The sequence below is a fragment of the Bradyrhizobium sp. 172 genome (assembly GCF_023101065.1).
In the GTDB taxonomy this organism is placed as follows: Bacteria; Pseudomonadota; Alphaproteobacteria; order Rhizobiales; family Xanthobacteraceae; genus Bradyrhizobium; species Bradyrhizobium canariense_D.
In genome coordinates this window covers 153512-173867 of sequence record NZ_CP064702.1, presented here as the reverse complement: position 1 = coordinate 173867, position 20356 = coordinate 153512, and the positions used below count along the sequence as shown (strand labels likewise).

General features: G+C 59.6%; 16 protein-coding genes and 4 pseudogenes. 13 read left to right on the top strand and 7 right to left on the bottom strand.

From position 1 onward, the window contains the following. Nucleotides 1-6 precede the first annotated feature (6 nt). On the bottom strand, nt 7-972 hold the full coding sequence (locus IVB07_RS39395) for a tripartite tricarboxylate transporter substrate binding protein (RefSeq protein ID WP_247297760.1): 966 nt from the start codon (nt 970-972) through the stop codon (nt 7-9). Between the two features lie 266 nt (nt 973-1238). Here IVB07_RS39395 and IVB07_RS39390 point away from each other — a divergent pair, with 266 nt between their 5' ends. From IVB07_RS39390 to IVB07_RS39340, 11 genes and pseudogenes are all read left to right on the top strand, one after another. Next, on the top strand, nt 1239-1901 hold the full coding sequence (locus IVB07_RS39390; RefSeq protein WP_247367219.1) for a TetR/AcrR family transcriptional regulator: 663 nt from the start codon (nt 1239-1241) through the stop codon (nt 1899-1901). 13 nt (nt 1902-1914) lie between these two features. Continuing rightward, nucleotides 1915-2898, top strand: coding sequence for an MDR family oxidoreductase (locus IVB07_RS39385; RefSeq protein WP_247768014.1), 984 nt, complete (start codon nt 1915-1917; stop codon nt 2896-2898). Nucleotides 2899-2995: 97 nt separating this feature from the next. After that, complete coding sequence (locus IVB07_RS39380) at nt 2996-4204, top strand: PLP-dependent aspartate aminotransferase family protein (RefSeq protein WP_247523885.1); 1209 nt, start codon at nt 2996-2998, stop codon at nt 4202-4204. 38 nt (nt 4205-4242) lie between these two features. Continuing rightward, complete coding sequence (locus IVB07_RS39375) at nt 4243-4734, top strand: ester cyclase (RefSeq protein ID WP_247768013.1); 492 nt, start codon at nt 4243-4245, stop codon at nt 4732-4734. A gap of 1312 nt (nt 4735-6046) precedes the next feature. Then, complete coding sequence (locus IVB07_RS39370) at nt 6047-6313, top strand: DUF2939 domain-containing protein (protein ID WP_247376622.1); 267 nt, start codon at nt 6047-6049, stop codon at nt 6311-6313. Between the two features lie 19 nt (nt 6314-6332). Further along, nucleotides 6333-6848, top strand: coding sequence for a hypothetical protein (locus IVB07_RS39365; RefSeq protein ID WP_247367233.1), 516 nt, complete (start codon nt 6333-6335; stop codon nt 6846-6848). 441 nt (nt 6849-7289) lie between these two features. Further along, nucleotides 7290-7907, top strand: coding sequence for an NYN domain-containing protein (locus IVB07_RS39360; RefSeq protein WP_247367234.1), 618 nt, complete (start codon nt 7290-7292; stop codon nt 7905-7907). A gap of 251 nt (nt 7908-8158) precedes the next feature. Further along, nucleotides 8159-8337, top strand: a pseudogene (locus tag IVB07_RS39355) (Fic family protein); the annotation flags it as partial. 83 nt (nt 8338-8420) lie between these two features. Next, nucleotides 8421-8894 carry a transposase gene (locus IVB07_RS39350; protein WP_247564001.1) on the top strand — a complete coding sequence of 158 codons (474 nt, stop codon included), beginning with the start codon at nt 8421-8423 and terminating at the stop codon, nt 8892-8894. Then, nucleotides 8875-9228: an IS66 family insertion sequence element accessory protein TnpB gene (gene tnpB / locus IVB07_RS39345; RefSeq protein ID WP_148750250.1), complete on the top strand. Its 354-nt coding sequence runs from the start codon at nt 8875-8877 to the stop codon at nt 9226-9228. Before IVB07_RS39350 ends, tnpB begins: the two co-directional genes overlap by 20 nt. Before the next feature lie 52 nt (nt 9229-9280). After that, nucleotides 9281-10852, top strand: a complete 1572-nt coding sequence (locus IVB07_RS39340) for an IS66 family transposase (protein ID WP_247384585.1) — start codon at nt 9281-9283, stop codon at nt 10850-10852. 5 nt (nt 10853-10857) lie between these two features. On the opposite strand, the gene IVB07_RS39335 is transcribed toward IVB07_RS39340, so the two are convergent. Then, complete coding sequence (locus IVB07_RS39335) at nt 10858-11046, bottom strand: hypothetical protein (RefSeq protein ID WP_247768012.1); 189 nt, start codon at nt 11044-11046, stop codon at nt 10858-10860. Nucleotides 11047-11699: 653 nt separating this feature from the next. Next, nucleotides 11700-13115, bottom strand: coding sequence for a caspase family protein (locus IVB07_RS39330; protein ID WP_247768020.1), 1416 nt, complete (start codon nt 13113-13115; stop codon nt 11700-11702). Nucleotides 13116-13477: 362 nt separating this feature from the next. On the opposite strand from IVB07_RS39330, the gene IVB07_RS39325 reads away from it, so the two are divergent. Together IVB07_RS39325 and IVB07_RS39320 are read left to right on the top strand one after the other, a co-directional pair. Next, nucleotides 13478-14119 carry an OmpA family protein gene (locus IVB07_RS39325; RefSeq protein WP_247768011.1) on the top strand — a complete coding sequence of 214 codons (642 nt, stop codon included), beginning with the start codon at nt 13478-13480 and terminating at the stop codon, nt 14117-14119. Nucleotides 14120-15215: 1096 nt separating this feature from the next. Continuing rightward, on the top strand, nt 15216-15449 hold the full coding sequence (locus IVB07_RS39320) for a hypothetical protein (protein ID WP_247768010.1): 234 nt from the start codon (nt 15216-15218) through the stop codon (nt 15447-15449). Nucleotides 15450-16530: 1081 nt separating this feature from the next. On the opposite strand, the pseudogene IVB07_RS39315 reads toward IVB07_RS39320, so the two are convergent. The 4 genes and pseudogenes from IVB07_RS39315 to IVB07_RS39300 form a co-directional block, all read right to left on the bottom strand. Then, a pseudogene (locus tag IVB07_RS39315) lies at nt 16531-17074 on the bottom strand (NYN domain-containing protein); the annotation flags it as partial. A gap of 385 nt (nt 17075-17459) precedes the next feature. Next, nucleotides 17460-18359 (bottom strand): annotated as a pseudogene (locus tag IVB07_RS39310) (IS3 family transposase); the annotation flags it as partial. Then, a complete protein-coding gene (locus IVB07_RS39305) occupies nt 18360-19727 on the bottom strand; it encodes an IS110 family transposase (protein WP_247337952.1) in 1368 nt (455 codons plus the stop codon). Between the two features lie 237 nt (nt 19728-19964). Next, nucleotides 19965-20219 (bottom strand): annotated as a pseudogene (locus IVB07_RS39300) (transposase); the annotation flags it as partial. Nucleotides 20220-20356: the final 137 nt, after the last annotated feature.

Below are 20356 nucleotides of genomic sequence, written 5' to 3'. Positions count from 1 at the left end.
GGCGAGCTACTTCTGAAGAGGCGCCCCAATGTCCTTAGCCCACTTATTCCAGTAGGCCTCTTCCTGTCCGACGTCGGCCGTGAAGGTCTCCACCGTCGAACCAGCGATCGGAGTTGCGCCGATCGTCTCCAACTGCTTCAGGAACTCCGGATCGCCCGAAGCCTTGTCGAGGGCGGCGCCAATCTTGGCGACGACGTCGGCCGGAAGGCCCGGCGGACCCGCGATCCCGAACCATGGGGAGATATCGATAGGCTTGCCGCCCGCCTCTTCGATTGTCGGCAGATCCGGGAAGGCCGGTGACCGCTCGGCCGACGTCACCGCTAGCGCCTTGAGGGTGCCGGCCTTGACCTGCTGGCCGATCGTGGCTTCGGTGAAGAAGCCCACCTGCAGGATGCCCGACATGCAATCGACGATCGGTTGATTGCCGCCCGAATAATTGATGAACGTCATCTTCGTATCATAGGCCATGTCGAACAGCGTGCCGCCGACATGGGACGTCGCCCCGAACGTACCGCCGAAGTTTACTTCTCCAGGGTGCGCCTTCAGATAGGCGACCAGTTCCGGAACGCTGGCCACAGGAAATTTCGGGCTTACGACGAGCAGATTCCGCTGCTTCGCGACCTTGCGAATGTAGGTGAAGCCATTCTGCTGATCGTAGCGCACGGACGCATAGAGTGCCTTGGCGCGAGTATTCGAGGACTCCACCGCGACGAGAAGCGTGTACCCGTCGGGCTTCGCGCGGGAGACGTTTGACGCGGCGATCATTCCGCCGGCACCACCATTGTTCTCGACGATGACGGTCTGGTTCAACTCCTTCGAGAGGAGACGGCCGATGACGCGGCCAATGATGTCAGTCGGGCCTCCAGCCGGGAATCCGACGACCAGCTTGATCGTGGTCGAGGGATAGGCATCAGCCGCATCGGCCGGCTCAGCAATAAAGCCGAGACAAAGAATGGCGGCGCCGGCGGCCATCAACGCTCTTTTTCGCAAAGATCGAAACATGCAGCACCTCCCTCGAAGGACGACCCACCTTCAAGCCAAGGACACTTTGTGTCAAGTGTGAAACGATCGTGACCCGACCCAGAGGCGCACATTGAGCGGGCAAACGCTGCGGAAAAAGCGTGCATCATGCATGCTGCACCACACCTAGGCCAAATGTCGCGCCCGGCAGCCCGACCTTCCAGGGTTGCCAAACCCCATCGTTGTGTTCTAGACGATCGGTCTACAGAGAACACAAAATGGCGAAATCTACAGACAACCACCGCAATGGGCAGGGCCGAAATCAAGTCGGCTATGCGCCGACCCGCGACGTTCTGATCCGCTGCGGAATGGAGGTGATGACCCAACAAGGTTTTGCAGCTACGGGCCTGGACGCGCTGCTGCGCCGCGCCACCGTGCCAAAGGGTTCGTTCTACCACTACTTCGAAAGCAAGGCCGACTACGGCCGCGAAATCATGAAGGCCTACGACTCCTTCTTCCGACACAAGCTGGACCGCGCCCTGGACGACGGAAGGCTTGCGCCGTTGGCGCGCATGCGAGCTTTCGTCGAAGGCGCCAAAGCGGGCATGGCGAAATACAGCTATACGCGCGGCTGCCTCGTCGGAAACCTCAGCCAAGAGGTCGAAGCGCTGCCCGACGATTACAGGTCCGCCTTGGACGAGATCGTCAAAGGATGGCAGCGGAAGGTGGCGCGTTGCCTGGAACGCGCATACGAGGCTGGCGAGATCGGCAGCGCGGACTGCGATGCCCTGGCTGAGTTTTTCTGGATCGGCTGGGAGGGAGCGGTGATGCGGGCGCGCCTCGTCAAGAACGGCCTCCCGCTCGATACCTTCATCGCCGGTTTCGTCGCCGGCCTGCCGCGTCCGGACGAGCCGAAGGCCAGGTCCAGAAGAAAATCGTGAAGAGGAGTTCGAGTTGTTCAAAGCCGTGTTGATCGAGAAGGACGAGCGGGGATATCGCGCCGACGTCGCTGAATTACCGGACAGCCGCCTCCCCGACGGTGAGGTGACGATCGAAGTCGAGTTCAGCACGCTGAACTACAAGGATGGACTCGCGATTACCGGCAAGGGCCCGATCGTGAGATCCTTCCCGCTGGTGCCCGGGATCGACTTCGCTGGCGTGGTGTCGTCGAGCTCCGACCCGACCTTCACGCCGGGGGACCGGGTAGTTCTCAACGGCTGGGGTGTCGGCGAACAACATTGGGGCGGCCTGGCGCAGCGAGCAAAGGTCAAGGCCGATTGGTTGATCAAGATGCCGCCCTCAATGCCTTCCCGCCGCGCGATGATCATCGGTACCGCGGGCTATACCGCGATGCTGTCGGTCGTAGCCCTCGAGAAGTATGGCATCCGTCCAGGCGCGGGCGACGTGCTGGTGACCGGGGCCGGCGGAGGCGTCGGCAGCATCGCAATCATGCTTCTCCACAAGCTCGGTTTCCGCGTCGTGGCTTCGACCGGCCGACCGGACGAGGAGCCCTATCTCAAGAGCCTGGGTGCTGCCGAGATCATCGACCGGTCACAATTGTCACAGCCCGGCAAGCCGCTGCAGAAGGAACGATGGATCGCCGCGATCGACTCTGTAGGCAGTCATACGCTCGCCAATGTTTGCGCCGGAATCAAACCGGACGGAGCGGTCGCCGCGTGCGGCATGGCGCAAGGATTGGAATTTCCCGCAAGCGTCGCCCCCTTCATCCTGCGAGGAGTGGCGCTGTTCGGCATCAACAGCGTGACCCGCTCGAAGGCAGAACGCGTCGAAGCCTGGGATCGTCTCGCTTCCTTGCTAACCGAAGCCGATCTGGAGAAGACGGCGGTCGAGATCGGTCTGAATGAGGTCATCGCCGCGGCTCGCGGCCTGATGAGTGGCCAAGTGCGCGGGCGCACCGTCGTCAACGTCAATAGATGACATCGTCCGAAAAGTAGAGAGATGCGGCCGTGGCGGTCCGCCTCGGGGCAAATCTGAAAGCAATGACCGCTCGTCCAAAAATGGGAGATCCCCAAATATGGCTGCTTCGGAAGGAATTGGAACGGACGAACCTGCGTTCGGGTTCTCGACGCGAGCGATCCACCATGGGTATGACCCTGCCCATCACTCTCGCGCGGTATCCCATCCCATTCATATGACCTCGACCTTCGCCTTCGACAGCGTCGCCGAATTAGATGCGGTGGCCGCATTGGGGGGCAAACTGTATGGTCGGGAGTTCAATCCGACGACCGCATTGCTGGAATCCCGTTTGGCAAACTTGGAGGGTGCCGAAGACGCCGTCGTACTGGCCTCGGGAATGGCCGCGTTCGGCGCCCTGGTACTTTCGCTCCTATCCCAAGATGACGAACTCATCGTCCATCGGACCTTATATTCGAATACGACGACCATGACGGAACAGGGCTTGCCGCGCTTCGGCATAAAGACCATCCCTGTCGATCTCAATGACCCCGCCAATCTGGATACTGTTCTCACATCTCGCAGTAGAGCCATCTACTTTGAGACGCCGGTCAATCCCACAGGAGACGTGCTCGACATCGAAGCCATTGCGCAACGTGCTCGGCGGGCCGGCCTCTTGGTCATCGTCGACGGCACATTTGCATCTCCCGCACTGCAGAGGCCTCTCCAATGGGCGGACATCGTGCTCCACTCCCTTACCAAGTATATCAGCGGGCATGGAGACGTTCTCGGAGGGGCTCTGCTGGGGCGGACCGAGTTGATCGACAAAATACGTGATCGCGGCTTGCGCTACATCACCGGTGCCGTCATGTCGCCGATGGTTTCTTCTCTGATTTTGCGCGGGATCAAGACGCTTCCTCTTCGAATGGACCGCCACGGGTCCAACGCACTTGCGATTGCGCACATGCTCGATGCCCACTCGGCGGTAGAGTGGGTGAATTATCCATTTCTGCCGTCCCATCCGCGGCATGCAATCGCAAAGAGACAAATGTCAGCGGGCTCTGGAATGCTGTCCTTTGGTCTACGCGGGGGTTTTGATGCCGCCCGCTGTTTTCTCGACCACCTCAAGCTCGTTACGCTTGCCGTCAGTCTCGGAGATGCTGAAACGCTTATCATGCATCCCGCGAGCCTGGTTCATGCCCGGCGCGCCGTTCGTCCCGAAGCGCGCCTGCAAAGGGGAGTCGGAGATGACCTGATTCGCCTCTCGGTTGGTCTGGAAGACGAGGCAGATTTGCTCGGCGACCTTGAGCAGTCCCTGAATCGTCTCTAGGTCGCCCGCAACGAACGTACGTCAAGGAGAGGCCAAAGATGATTGCGCCGCCGCCAGGACTCGAGCCCGCCATGGACTTTGCTCGGAATACTCTATGCCCTCAGAAAGAGATCGTCCGAAAGTTCTACAAGGAAATGTGGGACAATGCGGACGTTGCTCTAATTCCCGAAATATTTCAGCCTGGCTTCACCTTCCGGGGCTCGCTCGGCCCCGTCCTGGTCGGCTTCGATCAGTTCGCGGACTACGTCCGATGGGTGACAGACTCTCTCGAGAACTATACGTCTGACATCCTTGATCTCTTCGAGGACGGCAACGTGGTCTCGGGCAAGCTGCGCTTCCACGGCATCCATCGAAAGCCGATGTTCGGCCATGCGCCCACCGGACGCCACGTGTGGTGGTATGGTGCGCCGATCTTCACGTTTCGAGGCGACAAGGTGAGCGATCTGTGGGTCTTGGGCGACATCCATGGACTGATCGGTCGTCTCGCGCCGGATGCGACTAGCGAACCGGAATTCACAACAAACAAGTAGCCCATGCTCCATGACCCTTCGCGCCGAGCGGACCACCTCTGGAAACGCAGACAAGCGATGTATACGCCTCCAACCTTCAAGAACGAAGACGTCGAGAGTATCCGCTGAGGGCGGGCGCCTCGTTGTGCGGTAAGACGCGGCGGCCTCACCATTCCCTGCTTTTCCGTAGGGTTTGGCGGAGCCAGCATAGAGGACTTGTAGCAGCGCCTTTTACGGCTACTCTGTGTCCAGCACCCCTCTCGCTTCGCAGCAAAATGTCGATGTCTCCTGTCGCGCGTTTTACGCACGCGATGTACCTCAAAGCTCGGTTAAGATTTCAGCCGCGGCCAAGCCGAAGGTTTGATCAGCGTCTACCGCGCCCTCGGTCCACTGCTTGGGTTTGTCGTTTGGCACCGCCAAGCTCTGGCTCGTCGGGAGAACAGCAAAATCGTTCCGTTCTCGGAACTAAATGCCCGTTAAGTTGAGTTCGGTTCCGCCGAAATGGTGGTTGCAAACGAGACAAAGCTAGGGCAGATTTTTGTCACCGGGGCTGGCTACATATTTCACTTGGTCCTTTTAACCCGGCTTCATTCGACCGTGCGCAGGCCGCAGCGGTTTAAACCTCCCGCTGCGGCCTTCGTATTTGCCATTCGCCCTCCAGCATGAGCCGGCGACCACCACAGATTCCTAAGGTCAATAGCTATGCGCGGCCGCAAAGGCCCCATAGCCGACGATGAGGACGGCTCCGTCGCCAAGGGCCAGCAGCAATAGAAGGGCTGTGACCTTCGAATCGTTTCCTGCCTAGAAGAAGGGGCTGTACGCCAGGGACGTTCTCGCCAACAAGATGCAGATACGTCGCCATTCACCCCCTCGGCCACGGCGTTGCTCGACTAGCCCGCGAAGTAAGAGGGCTCGACTTTGAAGTTTAGCAACTGCTGTTGGGGACGGCCGTATTCCTGACCGTCTGTTTCGGAGTGTCAGCCTGGCGCATCTCGGACGAGAGGGACGTCGAAACCGCCGGTCAAATCCCGCACCAGTCCTTTGGTTTGAAGCCGGCCGCTCAATAGAACATATCGACATCCAGAGAGTCGCATGCCCATAAAGCCTCCCTCAGACCAATGGATAAAGCGGTTGCCTATGCGATCTCGGTATTCATCGCCGTCCTCGGCGTCGGGATCTTTATTGCCGGTATCGGCTCCAGCTCGCCAGCCTTATGGACGTGCCTTGCGGTCGTTCTCATTTCGATTGGTCTAGTGAGTGCCTTTGGCGACTGTTAACGAGCGTCCGGCGCGCGGGCCTTGGAACAAAGCTCATTTGGCTCCATTGCAATTCCATGAAATGGCTGATCGGCGTCGTCTTGGCCGTCCTGGTCTGTGTAGGAATCTATGGCGGATCGGCTTTCGTTTCGCTGGTGGGTTTGGTTTCCGCCGTCCGGGGTGACGATATTGCGAAAATCGTGGCTCGGACGGATATGCCCCGCGTCCGCCATTCCATCGTTGACCAGGTGATGACGGCCTACCTGGACCGGCTCGGACAAAAACGCCTGCTGCGACCGATCGAGCGAATAGCCATCAACGCATTTGGTGCAACGAATCGCTGATGATCTGGCAGCCAAGCTCATGACGCCGGAAAACCTGTCGCTACTTCTGAAAAGCGGGCCTGTTCGCAACGCGGCGGAGAACTTCACTTTCGGAACGATGTGGTCACTGGCCGAGTTCGACATCTCGAACATCTTTGCCTTGGCCGGACGGATCACCTTTGTGAAGCCCGTCGAGTCTGCATTGCGGCTTGGGGGAGGCCAGGAGGCAGGCAGCATCAGCATGCATCTTGAAGGGCCAACTTGGAAGCTTTCTGGCAGCGGGCTGCCACCGAAGGTTCTCACCAACATCGTGGACCGGCTCCCGGCGATGAGGCTTGCGACGAAGCGCTTTCGGAATCTCGTTCGGGTGGCCGGTCTGCTCGGTGGACCAGTCCTTCAAGGTCTCCGTGGCACCCCGCTTCTATCCGGTCACCCGCTCCGACGGCGTCTGCAGACCCGCCTCAATGGCCGGGATGTCCGTCTCGGCCCAGGCGATGCACCTCCGAAAGCCCTTGCTGGCATTCAGGTCGATGCCACCGTGCCGACCTATCTTTAGATCTCATTCCGTTGCGATAAGGAGCGGTCAGCAGCAACTGGAATATGGCTCGAGAAGCCATGTAACGCGCTGCGGACCGGCTTCTCTCCCTTCCGACCAACAAAAGGTTTCCGGATGGACTCGAAACAGACCACCGCCAGCCGCGGCCGCGCCGATCAATCCAAAGATCAAAGAGAGCAAAATCGCCAACTCTCATGGCGCGAGCACCCCGAAATAAGGACCTGGAAATAGACAAGACACATTACAAATCTGACAGCCCAACTTTCGGCTAATGTCGGGTTTCCAAGGCGTGATACCATTTGAAAAAAGTAGAAGGTTAAGCGTCCGTCTACTCGACGATCTCCGGTAGTGATCTATATAGAATGCGACCGCCCGTGCGCATCGCGTATCCGAGATGCTTCCAGGCTTGCTCCGAGCTGCTCCACTGAAGGCGTGAATCGAATGTCACCTTCCTCTACGGACAAGATCGCGCTCTTCATCGATGGAGCCAATCTCTACGCGACGGCGAAAACTCTCGGCTTCGACATCGATTACAAGCGCCTGCTGAAGGAGTTTCAGAGCCGCGGGACGCTGACGCGAGCGTTCTATTACACCGCCATCATCGAGGATCAGGAGTACTCCTCGATCCGACCGCTGATCGATTGGCTCGACTACAACGGCTACACCGTGGTCACCAAGGCGACCAAGGAGTTCATCGACGCCTCCGGCCGCCGCAAGGTCAAGGGCAACATGGACATCGAGCTCGCCGTGGATGCCATGGAACTCGCCGAGCACATCGACCAGATGGTGCTGTTCTCGGGTGACGGCGACTTCCGCTCCCTGGTCGAGGCGGTTCAGCGTCGGGGCGTGCGGGTCACGGTGATTTCCACTATCGCCAGCCAGCCGCCGATGATCGCCGACGAACTGCGCCGCCAGGCTGACGTCTTCACGGACCTCGTCGAGCTGCAGTCCAAGCTCGGCCGCGATCCGTCCGAACGCCCCGCTCCGCGTGACCGCGAAGCGCGTGCACACCTGCCGAAATTCTTGCAAGAGCCGAAAGGAAACGACCCACACGATTAGACTGCTAAGGCGCGCGTGTTTCGATCAATTTGAGCAGGTTAATCACGATCGATTTCAGAAGAAAAAACGTCGCCTGCTTGAATAATCGCAGGCGGTTCCCAGCCCCGGGGAGCAAAATCCCGATGGCAAGTCCCGAGCATAAGTCGTGCCAAGAATTGGCATCGGTTCTGACTTTCTATGTCAGCGCCCAGGCATCCCTCTTGCTAGGTCGCCCACTGGAGCGTTCTTTTCATGCAGAGCATCAGGGTATTCCCCTTCTGATCAAAGCCGCTCTAGCGCACGTCCAGTTTGAAACGATCCATCCCTTCTTGGACGGCACTGGTCGCCTTGGCCGCCTGCTCATCACCTTCCAACTCTGCGAAGCGGCGAGCTCAAGCAGCCAGAGCTTTATCTCAGCCTCTATTTCAAGGCTCACCGGAAGCGGTACTACGGTAAGCGCGAATTTCCCTGCACCTTTTGCTTTTGAGTGCTCTGATGCATGAGGTGTCCACCAAAATAGGTGGACACCTTGTGATGGCAGACGATGATCAGAAACTGCGGGTCAGGCTTGTTGGTCGGAACGGTCGCCGGCGCTACGAGGCGGCATCGAAGGAGCGTCTTGTCGCGAGTTGTCTTGAGCCTGGCGTTTCGGTATCGAGACTTGCGCTCGAACACGGGGTCAACGCGAACCTGCTTCGGAAATGGATCAAGAAGCACACCGCGACCAGGTCTCTCCCGCGGTCTCCCCCATCGGCGTTCATCCCGGTTCAACTTGAGGGGGCTTCCGATCGCGCCCTGTCGCGGGGGAGCAGCGTGGCGATGATGGGTTTGCCGGCGGCTTGCGATGAAGTGCGCGGGTCGGAACCCAAGGGGACTACAGCTTTTTGTTCTCCGGCCAAAGTGAGCGCGTCGCTGCCGAACGGCGTGAAGGTCGCGCTGGAATGCGGCGATGTGGATGCATTGACGGCGATCATCGGAGCCCTGGGCCATGTTCAGACTGGGCGGTGACCTGCAGGTCTATCTGCACCGTGAGCCGATCGACTTCCGGGCTGGCATCAACAGCCTTGCGGTTCTGGTCCAGGAGACGATGGCGCTCGATCCGTTCGCTCCGGCGGTTTTTGCGTTCTGCAATCGCCGTTGCGACCGGATGAAGTTGCTGTTCTTCGACCGGTCCGGCTTTGTGCTGGTCCTGAAGCGGCTGACCGAGGACAAGTTCCGATGGCCGCGCCGCCAGGAGGCGGTCGTCACGCTGACGACCGAGCAATTGCACTGGATCCTTGACGGCATCGATATCGATGCGATGGTCCGCCATCCGGTGCGGCAATATCAGGTTGCCGGCTGAGCTCTCGACTTGAGCGGTTGACGCGTCGGTACGGTTCAGATTCAAGAATCCGATGAATCGAACCGGCGAACCGAGTGTCGAAGCGCTGTTGGCGCGCATTGCTGCGCTGCAGGTGGAGAATCGTCAGCTCACGGAGCGCGTCGTCAGGCTCGAGGAAGAACTGGCGCTGGCACGCCTGCATCGTTTTGCGCCGCGCAGCGAAAAGCACGTCGACCGTCTGTTCAATGAAGCCGAGCAGGCCGCCGACGAGGATGATGCCGGCAGCGAAACGGACAATATCGCCGAACTTCCGGACACGGGCTTGCCACCCGTCGAAAGCACAACGGGAAAGAAGCGCGGCCGCAGACCGCTGCCGGCGAACCTGCCGCGTGAGCGGGTCGAGTATGACCTGCCCGACGATCAGAAGGCGTGTCCTTGCTGCCGTGGCCAGATGCATCGCATGGGCGAGACTGTCACCGAGCAACTTCATATCGAGGTGAAGGCGAAGGTTTTACAGAATGTGCGCTTCAAATATGGGTGCCGCCATTGCGATCGCACCGGGATCAATGCCCCTGTCGTGACCGCGCCGATGCCGACGCAGCCCTTGCCGGGCAGCGTTGCCACGGCCTCAACGCTGGCGTTCGCGCTGGTTCACAAATATGTCGATGGCACGCCGCTCTACCGTCTGGCGCAGGCCTTCGAACGCGCAGGTGTTCCTGTCAGCCGCGGCGCTTTGGGTCACTGGGTGATCGGCTCGAGCGAGAAGCATCTGCATCGCATCTCAGACGCCCTGAAGCTGCGGCTCAGACTGCAACCTCTCATCCATGGCGACGAGACGACGGTTCAGGTCCTGAAGGAGAAGGACAAAAAAGCCACCAGCACATCGTACATGTGGGCTTATCGCAGCGGCCAGGGCAGTCACGAGCCCATCGTTCTTCTGGATTATCAGCCGGGCCGCGGCCAGATCCACCCGCAGGCCTTCCTCGGCGATTACCGTGGCATCGTGATGAGTGACGGCTATACCGCATGGCGCACGCTGGAAGGGACCACCCACATTGGATGCATGGCCCACTCCCGACGGCGCTTTGTCGATGCCCTCAAGGCGAGGAAGAAGGGCGGCGGCCCGCCAGAGCAGGCGCTGCGGTTCTTCGAACAGCTTTACCGGGTTGAAAGGCAGGCGCGGGACGAAAAACCAGACAGAGGCGAAACGCCAGATCAATGCATTCGCCGCTTCCGCCAGCAACACAGCATTCCCGTCCTGAACGCCCTCAAGGAATGGCTCGATCAAATCGCCCCGAAGGTCTTGCCCGACAGCAAGCTTGGCGATGCCGTATCCTACACTCTGAACCAATGGTCATATCTGACGCGCTACACGCAAGACGGCAGGATGCCGATCGACAACAATCTCCTGGAGCGCGATATCAGAATCTTTGCCACTGGCAGAAAGAGCTGGCTGTTCAGCGACACCGTCGAGGGAGCCAGGGCCAGTGCCGTCGTCTACAGTCTGATGCTGACCTGCCGCGCCTCACGCGTCGAGCCGTTAGCCTGGTTGCGCCACGTGCTCACCGAATTGCCTCAGCGCGCCGACGACGCCGATATCACCGACCTGCTGCCCTTCAACTTCCCCAAAACCGCCGCTGCCTGAACGGGTCAGATGCCGCCCTCGATACGAAGGCCATCCGTCAAAAGCGCGGGCGTCATCGTGCGGAGAAAATCGCGCTTACGTACTACGAACTCCTCCAGAGCGTCCGCGAGACCGGCGATTGGGATAGCTGGATTTTGTTTTTCCTTGAAGGCGTTGTCGAAACCGCTACGCAGCCAACTGACACCGCCGGCCAACTTCTGGACTTGTTCGAGAAGGACCGGCGAGCCACATCGGCACTCGGCCGGCCTGCAGCATCGACGCTACGTGAGCACGAACTGCTGAAGAAGCGTCCGCTTCTTTCCGTCCCTGCGACCACAATGGAGCTTGGTCTTTCAAGGCCCACTGTGGCTAAGGCGATTGAGCATCTTGCAAAACCAGGCATCGTCCGAGAAATCACTGCGAAGTAGCGGCGCCGTGTCTATGCTTCGGCTCGCCGTTGCCAAGTTCACCGACTTGTTAGCGCGTCGGGTCTTTCTTTGGCTGCGGTCGGTCGACCTCAAAATGCCCGTCATCCTGCGCAATTGCGCAATATTGATCACAAGCTGATCTGGAAGGCGCCAGCCTACCACAGCGTTATGCAGATTCCTGCGGCCTACGCCGAATGGATACGTTTGGAGTAAGCAGCATTTGGAAATAAATCGGCGGGTCGCAGGACATCAGCTACTTAACACCCAATTCGACCGTCATGCTGTCGGCAATGGATGCCAGCGGTTCAATCTGGTCTCCCCACCGGGTCCACAGACCAGAGTTTCAATTTCTAGCACGAGGGGCGCAAGCTTGCCTAAGTATTGCGGCCCTCGCTTTGGAATGATCTTAAAACTTGAACCTGAGGTCCTTGATCACCGTGTTACCGTCGAAACATACCGCGCATCATACCTCCGAAAAGCTGCCCCGGACCTGCAAACGCTCCGCCACCGCCACCGCTATCACCCCCGCCGCCGCTCCGGCGCGCTCGCCGGGCGGGCTTGTCCTCGGAAGGTTGGTCGCTGCTTCCTGAGTTGCTCGCAACAATCTCCCCAAGTAACGCTTTATGCTGAAGCTTGTTGAGATAGCCGGTCGAGGGATAGCCGCGGGCGGCCTGCCATCGCTTGAGGACCGAGCGGGTATCACCGTTGAATGCACCGGTGACCTTGATGTCAAACCCGAGCCCGTTGAGGCGACGCTGCACGTCGCGGCGTTGACCCTTGTCGAGGCCGATCTGATCTTCGGTGAGCTGGCTGGCATCGTCGGTGAAGGTGGCAGGATCGACACCGGAGGTAAGGTTACGGGCTGTGGTCGACGGGCCGTTCTCGATGGCCGCGAGCCGCGCCAGCGCCAACGCCCTGAACTGACCGTTTGGATATGCCGAGATATATGCGTTCAGTTCTTCGGGCTTGTTGGTCTCTTTCACCGAGCGCCAGTACTCAAGCTCGATACCGTCGGAATGACTGCTGGTGTTGGCGGCCGGTGCGCTGGTGGAAGTGCTCGGTGTGGCGTTGGCAAGCTGAGTCTGCTGCGCCGGATTGAGGTAGACGGCACCGATCAGGTTGGTGTGGCCCCAGGGAAGCTGACCTTTTTGCGTCTCCTCGTTGACCTGCGCGCGGACTGAGGTCATCGCCTGCTGAATCTCGACCCCCGGCTTGGCGATGTTGTCGACCAGCGCCCGAGTGAAGGGGCTATTGTTGCCCTCCTGGCCGTCGAGCGCCGTCTGCCCCGGACCAGTTGCAAACGCAATCAGAGTGCCTTCACCGGACTTCATTTCAGCCAAGCCACTCTGCACGTTGACGCCGCGGGTCGTCGAGTTGGCCTTAATCTTGGCAGCGAACGGATTGTCTCGGCAGGCGTCGAGAAAGACCAGCTTGACTTTGGCGTCGCTCATGGTCTGGTCGAGGGTCACGTCGATATTGATGGCCGCGCCAAGCTTGACGTCCATCTCGGACTTGATGTCGGCGTCGACGGGCAGCAAATAGTTGCTGCCGTCAACCGCGATTCCGTGGCCGGCATAATAGAACACGGCGACGTCGGAGCCCTGTGTTTTGCGGCCGAAGTCCAGCAGCTTCGCGGTCATCTGATCGCGGGTGAGGTTCGAGCCTTCGATTACCTCGAAGCCGACATTGCGCAGCGTCGCCGCCATCGCCTTGGCGTCGATCGGCGGGTTGGGCAATGGCGTCACGTGTCTGTAGGCGCCGTTGCCGACGACGAAGGCGACGCGCTTCTCAGCAAGGGCTGCATTCGCGCTCGCTAGAAGAGCTGCTGCCGTTGATGTTGCGATCAAAAAGCGCATGAATGTTGCAAATAAGAAGCGCATGATCGTGTCTCCTCGCTTGCCGCAAATGATGCTCCATTCCCGCCAACCGGACAGTTGAGTGCAATACTGAACCGATCCCGGAGAGCCGATTGTGATCTAAATCACTGCAGTACGTGGGCCTTCATCGAACTGGCGGCGCGCTCTCCCGGAAGCGCAAGCTTATTCTTCGCAAACGCGACCGCCAAGCGCGAAGGTCAAGCGACGAAGCGGTGCTGAAGTAGTGCAAATATCGCCCAATCGAAAACCTTATTGTGCGTGACGTGGGTCACAGTCGGATTCCAGGATGCATCTATGCTGACGACAGTAACTGAACCTCAGCGCTCCCAGGGGATACGATCATGGCTCGTTTTCATCAGCTTTCTGCCATAAAGGCGATTGCGCTCGGTGCTGCATTTTCGATGGCAGCAGGATTCGCGCTCGCCGGAGAGGTCAACGTCTCAGCCGACCAGATCCTCTCCGCGCTGAAGCCGAAACCGCTGACCCGCAGCCTTTCTGTTGCTCCGCAAGCGGACCCGTCTGCGAAGGCGCACACAGATGCCGTCCTGGACCGCGTTCGTGACCGCAAGACCCGATCCCTGTCGTCGAGCGAACGCGAGGAGATCGCGGAGATCGCCTCGACCAAGCCAAATATCGATCTGGAAATCAAGTTTGACTTCAACTCAGCCGCCATCAGTCCGATCTCCCTGACCTCGGTCGAGGCGCTTGGCAAGGCCCTGTCGGATCCGAGCCTGAAGGGTTCGGTTTTCGTGGTCGCCGGGCACACCGATGCGATTGGCAGTGATGCCTTCAATCAGGATCTTTCCGAGCGACGAGCCGACGCCATTAAACGCTATCTGGTCGAGCACTACGGTCTCTCAGGCAGCGATCTCGTTACCGTCGGCTATGGCGAGACTAGGCTGAAGGATTCAGATCATCCTGACGCTGCGGTCAACCGCCGGGTCCAGGTCGTCAATATGGAAACGAAGACCGCTTCAAAATGAAATGTCCCAGTCTGATCGAGACTTCGAGCAGCTAGGCGCCTTCGAGGTCGCTCCGTCCTCTCGGCGTGAGTGCCAGCTTGCACCACAAAAGTTCATTTGGGAGATTTCGCATGAAAACGACCCCTGCCAGATTGGCGATCGCAACTATGCTTCTTGCCGCAACCTATGCCCAAAGTCGTGCGGAAGATGCTGTGCTTCCTGCGCCTCCGGCAACGCCTGCCGCGAGCGCGCCCGCTGCAGAAGCTAACACTCGGCCCCCGGGCGGATCGCCGCCTGCCTCGGTGCCGCGCCCGTCGCTGGTGCCAAACACCACCGATACAGCGTCCGAAAAGCCGACCATCACGGCAGCGCGTCCCTACCGGCGGCATGTATACCGCCGCTCCCAACGCTATGCCTATTGGGAGCCGTTTCCGCTTTATTTGCCGCACGTTTTCCACCAGCGGGTCCATTGGTCGCGCGTCCGCTGGTTTGGCTTGTAGCGGCTGGAACTCCAAGCTCGGGAAGGTCGGCACCACGATCCCCATTGGCAGGTTCAGGGAGATTGCGATCGAGAGCGGCAAATAGGCCCTGCAAAGTGCCGTGCTGCTGCTCGGCCGTCATTTCGACCAACAGCTGAGCGACTTCGCGCTGCCGCAGGAGAGTGTTGCCGAGCTCAAATCCCACGCAATCGAGGCGCCGGACATCTTCCGCAGCGAGATGGGCACTTATGGTGCACGAAGTGCTGCGCCCCACGGATGTCGGTGTTCCCTCCTCTCGACCTAGGAGCGATATTCTCAGTGATTTCCATTCAAGCGCCGCATTGCAGAGGCGCACGACGAAGCACGTAGCTGGACGGCAACTTGGTCAGGTGTGCTGCTGATGATGCTTCGTGGTTTCTCAATCCTAAGCTCGAGCCGCAGGCTTCTGCACGCGGTGAGATTACGCCAGTGAGGTAGCGCAATAGGCTAGGCACGTACGCGCGCCGCCGCGCGATCGCTGCAGGTATAGCCGAATTGCCACACGTAGAAAGGTTCCGCGCGCCTGCACTTAGTTTGCCCACCGCCTTAGACGGACATTCAATTACGATGACGGTCCCCCGTTGGGATCGGATTGCGTAATGCGGTACAAAGCATTCGTGGTGGACAGCAGCCGGCAAGTGATCTGCGTGGCGAAGCTCGACTGCATTGACGAGCAGGCGGCGAGGCGTCGCACCGAGCAAATGCATGGCGAGCACGACGTTGAGCTTTGGGAAGGCGATCGATTTGTTGCTGTGTTCCGAGCTGCAACGACGAACGAAAATCAGGGTGAAGGCGGGATCCTGAATAGACGGCCGGTCTCGCGGCCGAGTTGACGTTCGAACATTGTGAGGCACGCCGGCTGGCGCAGGTTTGCCGACATGTCGCAGGGCCACAGTCGGCGGGGCTCGCTACTGCGCGATGAAGGCGCCCGTCTTCCTCCAAATAATGGCAGATGCGAGGATGAATCGCGCGAGTGAGCCAACGCGAGCCACCCTTCGGACCCGGCGGTCCTAAGCGGCTCTTACTCTGCTGCCGGCTTTGGTACGCCGTCTTCTGCCGATTGCTCTCGCTTCTACATATCGGAGCTTACTTCGAAGCGTCTCCACCTCTCTAAGCTCCGCCACAAGCGCTTGGAGTTCATTCAGAACAGCACAAGTATAAATCTGACGCATACTGGCCATGATCGGCCTAAAATTAAAATTGAGCTAAGAAGTCGATGTAAACGAGAAAGGACGAAAAATCGCTCGGCCAACCCCTCAGTGAGCCAAAGCCGCAGCCGCCAGATGCTCCCAGTACTCTGCCTCAGCGAGCAGTTTCCAGCTTCTCTCAGATTGGTGTGCGGCACTCTGCCGGCAAAGCAACGCCATTGCGCGAAAGCGGCGGGCAGCTTCCATTCTAACCTCTCATGGTTTCCTAAACATATTTTCAGTTGTGTGATGGAGTCATCATGATTATCGGCCATAATCAAACTTTATGGTTCAACGGCAGTCAATATTAGCGTCCCGCAACGAAGCTGACCGGCACTGGTTTCAGTTTGGTTTCACCTCAGTTTCGGATGCTACTTGCTAGGGCTTTGTTGCGCGCTAAAGCCCCCCGGCATCATCGCGCGCGTGCCGAGGAGCCGCGGAATGCAACACGATCATGCGAAGCTCGCGAGCAAGCAGCACAATGTCAGAATCCGGACCGACCGGCCGGGAAGACTATTCTCTAGTTCGTCCGTTCCTGAGAACCGAACCATATTGGCGATCAGCCCGGCGCAAATGCCGGGCTTATTCGCCGCGCTGGTCTCCGGGGCCACGTGCGCCGGCACGGAGCTTGTACGAATGACTGGAGCGAGCCACGGGGCTCACTCCTCAAGCAGGCTATCATTTCCCTTGAGCCTAGGGTGGTCTCACGCTCCGGGACCTGCTCCGCGCGATAGCGCGCCTCGCGCGCGGCAGGGCGTTCGGACGGGTCGCGGCCGAGCTTGGACTGCAGCTCGCCGACGTCGGTGAAGACGTCGTCCTGCCGGCGCAGTTCGTCGGCGATCATCGGCGATCGTGGAAATCACGGTGACCCGCACGCCGCGGCGCTGAACGGCCTCGACGAGGGAACGGAAGTCGCCGTCACCCGAGAACAGCACCATCTGGTCGATGTGCTCAGCGAGCTCCATGACGTTCACGGCGAGCTCGATGTCCATGTTACCCTTGACCTTGCGGCGGCCGGAGGCGTCGATGAACTCCTCGGTCGCCTTGGTGACGGCGGTGTAGCCGTTGTAATCGAGCCAGTCTCGATCAGGGGGCGATCGAGGAGTACTCCTGATCCTCGATGATCGCGGTGTAGTAGAACGCCCTAAGCAGCGTTCCGCGGCTCTGAAACTCCCTCAGCAGGCGCTTGTAATCGATGAGCCGAGAGTTTTCGCCGTCGCGTAGAGATTGGCTCGATCGAAGAAGAGCGCAACCGTGCTAGGAGATGACATGACCCATGCCTCTGTAAAGCGAGGCCATGCCGCGGGCTCAGCGCACATTACCGGAGGCGGCACGTACAGAAGCGCATGCGATACCTAGGAATCATGAGCCTTCAAAAAGATAAATTCGGTAGACCTCCCGGCAGGGTCAGCCTTCCGGTATTCTCGCCCTGCTCGCAATTTTGTGCAGCGCAATGGCTGGCCAACTCACCCGTGCCCACAATCCTTGAAGCACCGACAAGACAGCGAGCCGCATTCGCGCGGCCCTCCTCACTTGTTAGCCTCCTTCATCGTCATCGTCAGCGACTCTGTCCTCGTCTTCGACCTCCTCGTCAACGTTGGCTTCTACTTCATTCTCATCCTTGAATGAGCTGCTGCCGGTTTGATGGACACCGGGTTAAGCTAATCCCACCTTGCGCTCGAACTCAACAGGGCTGAGGTAACCGATCGTCGAGTGACGTCGGGTCGTGTTGTAGAACCGCTCGATGTAATCGAACACATCTGCTCTGGCCTCGTTCCTGGTGCGATAGGTTTTGCGCTCGGTGCGTTCGGTTTTCAGCGACGAGAAGAAGCTCTCCATCGCCGCGTTGTCCCAGACGTTGCCGGACCGACTCATGCTGCAGACGATGCCGCTATCAGCCATCAAGCGCTGGAACTGCTCGCTGACGTACTGGCTGCCGCGATCGGAATGATGCATCAGGGCATCCGGCTTGCCGCGCCGCCAGACCGCCATCAACAGGGCGTCCGCAACCAACTGGGCGGTCATGCTGGCGTTCATCGACCAGCCGACCACCCGGCGCGAGAACAGGTCGATCACCGCCGACACATAGAGCCAGCCCTCAGCCGTCCAGATGTAGGTGAAGTCGGCGATCCACTTCTGGTTCGGGCGCTCGGCCTCGAACTGCCGATCCAGAAGATTCGACGCCACGTTCGCAATCTGGCGATGGCCTGCGTCCTTCGGCAGACGCCGGCGTCGTGGCCGCGCCCGCAGGGCCTGCAGGCGCATCAGCCGTTCGACCCGGTGCAGGCCGCATTCGACGCCGTCCGCCAGAAGGTCTCGCCAGACGCGCCGCGCGCCGTAAGTCCGGTCACTGGCAAGGAAGCTGACCTTGACCTGCTGGCCTACGGTCTCGTCGCTCCGGGATCTGGCGCTGGGCGATCGGTTCAGCCAGGCATGAAAGCCCGACCGCGACACGCCCATCGCTTCGCATAGCCATGCCACCGGCCAGATGCCCCGGTGCTTCGCGATGAAGCCGAACTTCATGTCGCTTCCTTCGCGAAGTAGGCAGCGGCCTTCCTAAGAAACAGCCGGATTGGCGTCCGTCGGAATGGCCTGCAACACGAAGCCCAGAGATTTGGCCCGGCGCTGAAGGTTGGCGAGAACGCGGCTGCGATATTGTTGCTCATATTGGTTGGCACCTGGATCCCTGTAGCTCATGCCGTGCCGGAGGGTGTTGTAAAATAGAACCGCAATCTTGCGGGCGGTCGCTGTCACCGCCTTTGACTTACCCGCACGTAAGGACAGGCGGCGATAGAATGCTCCGAGCGCCGTATCGCTTCGCCCCACCGTGGTGGCCGCCAACCGCAACAGTGCGGCAGCCCGGCTGGAAGATCTCCGGGTGCGCGAAGAAAGCACTTTGCCGCCGGAGATTTTGTTGCCCGGTGCAAGGCAGAGCCAGGACGTGAAGTGCTTGGCGCTCGGCCATGCCCTCAAATCCGTGCCGCACTCGCCGATAAGCTTCAATGCGAGCGACGGACCCAGTCCATGGATCTCAGTCAGATCGACGCCGAGCACGCCGTGCAGCGCGGTCCTGACGTCAAAGGTGGGCGTGTTGATCTGTTTGGTCTTGATGCGCGGCTTGGATAGCTTCCCGACCGGCTTTGCCCCTTTATTTCCTAGCGCGGCGATCAGGACTTCGAGCTTGCGGTCACAGTCCAGCATCTTCGCCTGGTAGACGTCGTAGAGTTCTAGCGATTGGCTCAGGGCGAAGACATGTTCGTGCCGGTCGTTGCCTACCAGTGCCGCGCGAATGGTCTCGGTGGATGAATGGCATCGCACGTCCCGATAGGTTGCCAAAACATCAGGATTGCGCTCGCCTGCAACAATGGCCCGGATAATCCGCATGCCAGTGGCGCCCGTGATGTCCGAGACGACATGATGGAGCTGCAGGTTCATCTCCATCAAGGCCTTTTGCATATGCTGGATATGGGCGGCGGCATATTCCACAAGCCGCTCGCGCTGCCGCAAATAGGCCCGCAGTGTTGCGATCTCGGCATCGGGTCGGAAGCTGCCTCGTAGCAGTCCATAGGAATGAAGCTGCCGTAACCACGCGGCATCGCTGACGTCGGTCTTGCGTCCGGGCACGTTCTTGGCGTACCGGGCGTTGACCAGAATAACCTCAAATCCACGCTGCTCCAGGATTTCATAGGCTGGGATCCAATAGACCCCGGTGGATTCCATCGCGACACTGGTCACGCCGCATGCGCTAAACCAATCCGCCAGATCATGGAGATCTTGTGTAAATGTGCCGAACGCGCGCACGGGAATGTCAGTGCAGTCCGGGTTCACCGCAGCCATGTGCATCTTTGATCCGATGTCGATGGCGGCCGCGCTGACGTTGACTGGCTTCAATTCCGGCCGGTCACCGGTCGTCCTCTGGGGCATCGCAAATCCTCCATTCACTCATGAGCGGAAGGGTCTGGGTTATGCCAATCGTCATCTTCCTATTCGGGATCGCAGCCGAAGCGGCGTCACCACTCTCAAGTCCGCATGCACCCATGGACCACGTTTTTTAACGGGGACAGTGCCTCCAATAAGCTGACGGCCGCTACCCTCCCAGCCGCAGAGGATAACACAGTGCTGTTTCTACCCCGCACAGGCGCGCAACGGCCCTGGACAGTTTTTTAGGATATCCCGCTCCGCCTTCAGCTTGTTGACCTCGCGCCGCAGCCGCTCGATCTCCAATTGCTCAGGCTTCAGTTGCCCGTGGCCGGGGAACGACTGCGCAGCGTCGAAGCCGAACTCCTTCACCCATTTGCGCAGCACGTTCTCATGAACGCCCAGGTCTCGGCCAGCTTGCGCCACAGATACCCCGCGCTCCCTGACGAGCTTGACCGCCTCGATCTTGAACTCTCGACTGAACTTCCGTCTCTGCATGACCCACCTCTGGCTCGATAAAACACCCAATCTCGGTGTCCATCAAACCGGCAGCAGCTCAGTGCGGCATTCTTGGCGGCTGCAGCAACAGCGCCTAGTCCAGCCACTCCAAGCATGACCATCCTAATCACGTGGCG

Excerpts from the sequence above, each read along its gene's own strand:
- IVB07_RS39395 (WP_247297760.1), bottom strand. The coding sequence starts at position 972 with ATGGCCGCCGGCGCCGCCATTCTTTGTCTCGGCTTTATTGCTGAGCCG.
- IVB07_RS39390 (WP_247367219.1), top strand. The coding sequence starts at position 1,239 with ATGGCGAAATCTACAGACAACCACCGCAATGGGCAGGGCCGAAATCAA.
- IVB07_RS39380 (WP_247523885.1), top strand. The coding sequence starts at position 2,996 with ATGGCTGCTTCGGAAGGAATTGGAACGGACGAACCTGCGTTCGGGTTC.
- IVB07_RS39375 (WP_247768013.1), top strand. The coding sequence starts at position 4,243 with ATGATTGCGCCGCCGCCAGGACTCGAGCCCGCCATGGACTTTGCTCGG.
- IVB07_RS39370 (WP_247376622.1), top strand. The coding sequence starts at position 6,047 with ATGAAATGGCTGATCGGCGTCGTCTTGGCCGTCCTGGTCTGTGTAGGA.
- IVB07_RS39365 (WP_247367233.1), top strand. The coding sequence starts at position 6,333 with ATGACGCCGGAAAACCTGTCGCTACTTCTGAAAAGCGGGCCTGTTCGC.
- IVB07_RS39360 (WP_247367234.1), top strand. The coding sequence starts at position 7,290 with ATGTCACCTTCCTCTACGGACAAGATCGCGCTCTTCATCGATGGAGCC.
- IVB07_RS39350 (WP_247564001.1), top strand. The coding sequence starts at position 8,421 with ATGGCAGACGATGATCAGAAACTGCGGGTCAGGCTTGTTGGTCGGAAC.
- tnpB (WP_148750250.1), top strand. The coding sequence starts at position 8,875 with ATGTTCAGACTGGGCGGTGACCTGCAGGTCTATCTGCACCGTGAGCCG.
- IVB07_RS39340 (WP_247384585.1), top strand. The coding sequence starts at position 9,281 with ATGAATCGAACCGGCGAACCGAGTGTCGAAGCGCTGTTGGCGCGCATT.
- IVB07_RS39330 (WP_247768020.1), bottom strand. The coding sequence starts at position 13,115 with ATGCGCTTTTTGATCGCAACATCAACGGCAGCAGCTCTTCTAGCGAGC.
- IVB07_RS39325 (WP_247768011.1), top strand. The coding sequence starts at position 13,478 with ATGGCTCGTTTTCATCAGCTTTCTGCCATAAAGGCGATTGCGCTCGGT.
- IVB07_RS39320 (WP_247768010.1), top strand. The coding sequence starts at position 15,216 with ATGCGGTACAAAGCATTCGTGGTGGACAGCAGCCGGCAAGTGATCTGC.
- IVB07_RS39305 (WP_247337952.1), bottom strand. The coding sequence starts at position 19,727 with ATGCCCCAGAGGACGACCGGTGACCGGCCGGAATTGAAGCCAGTCAAC.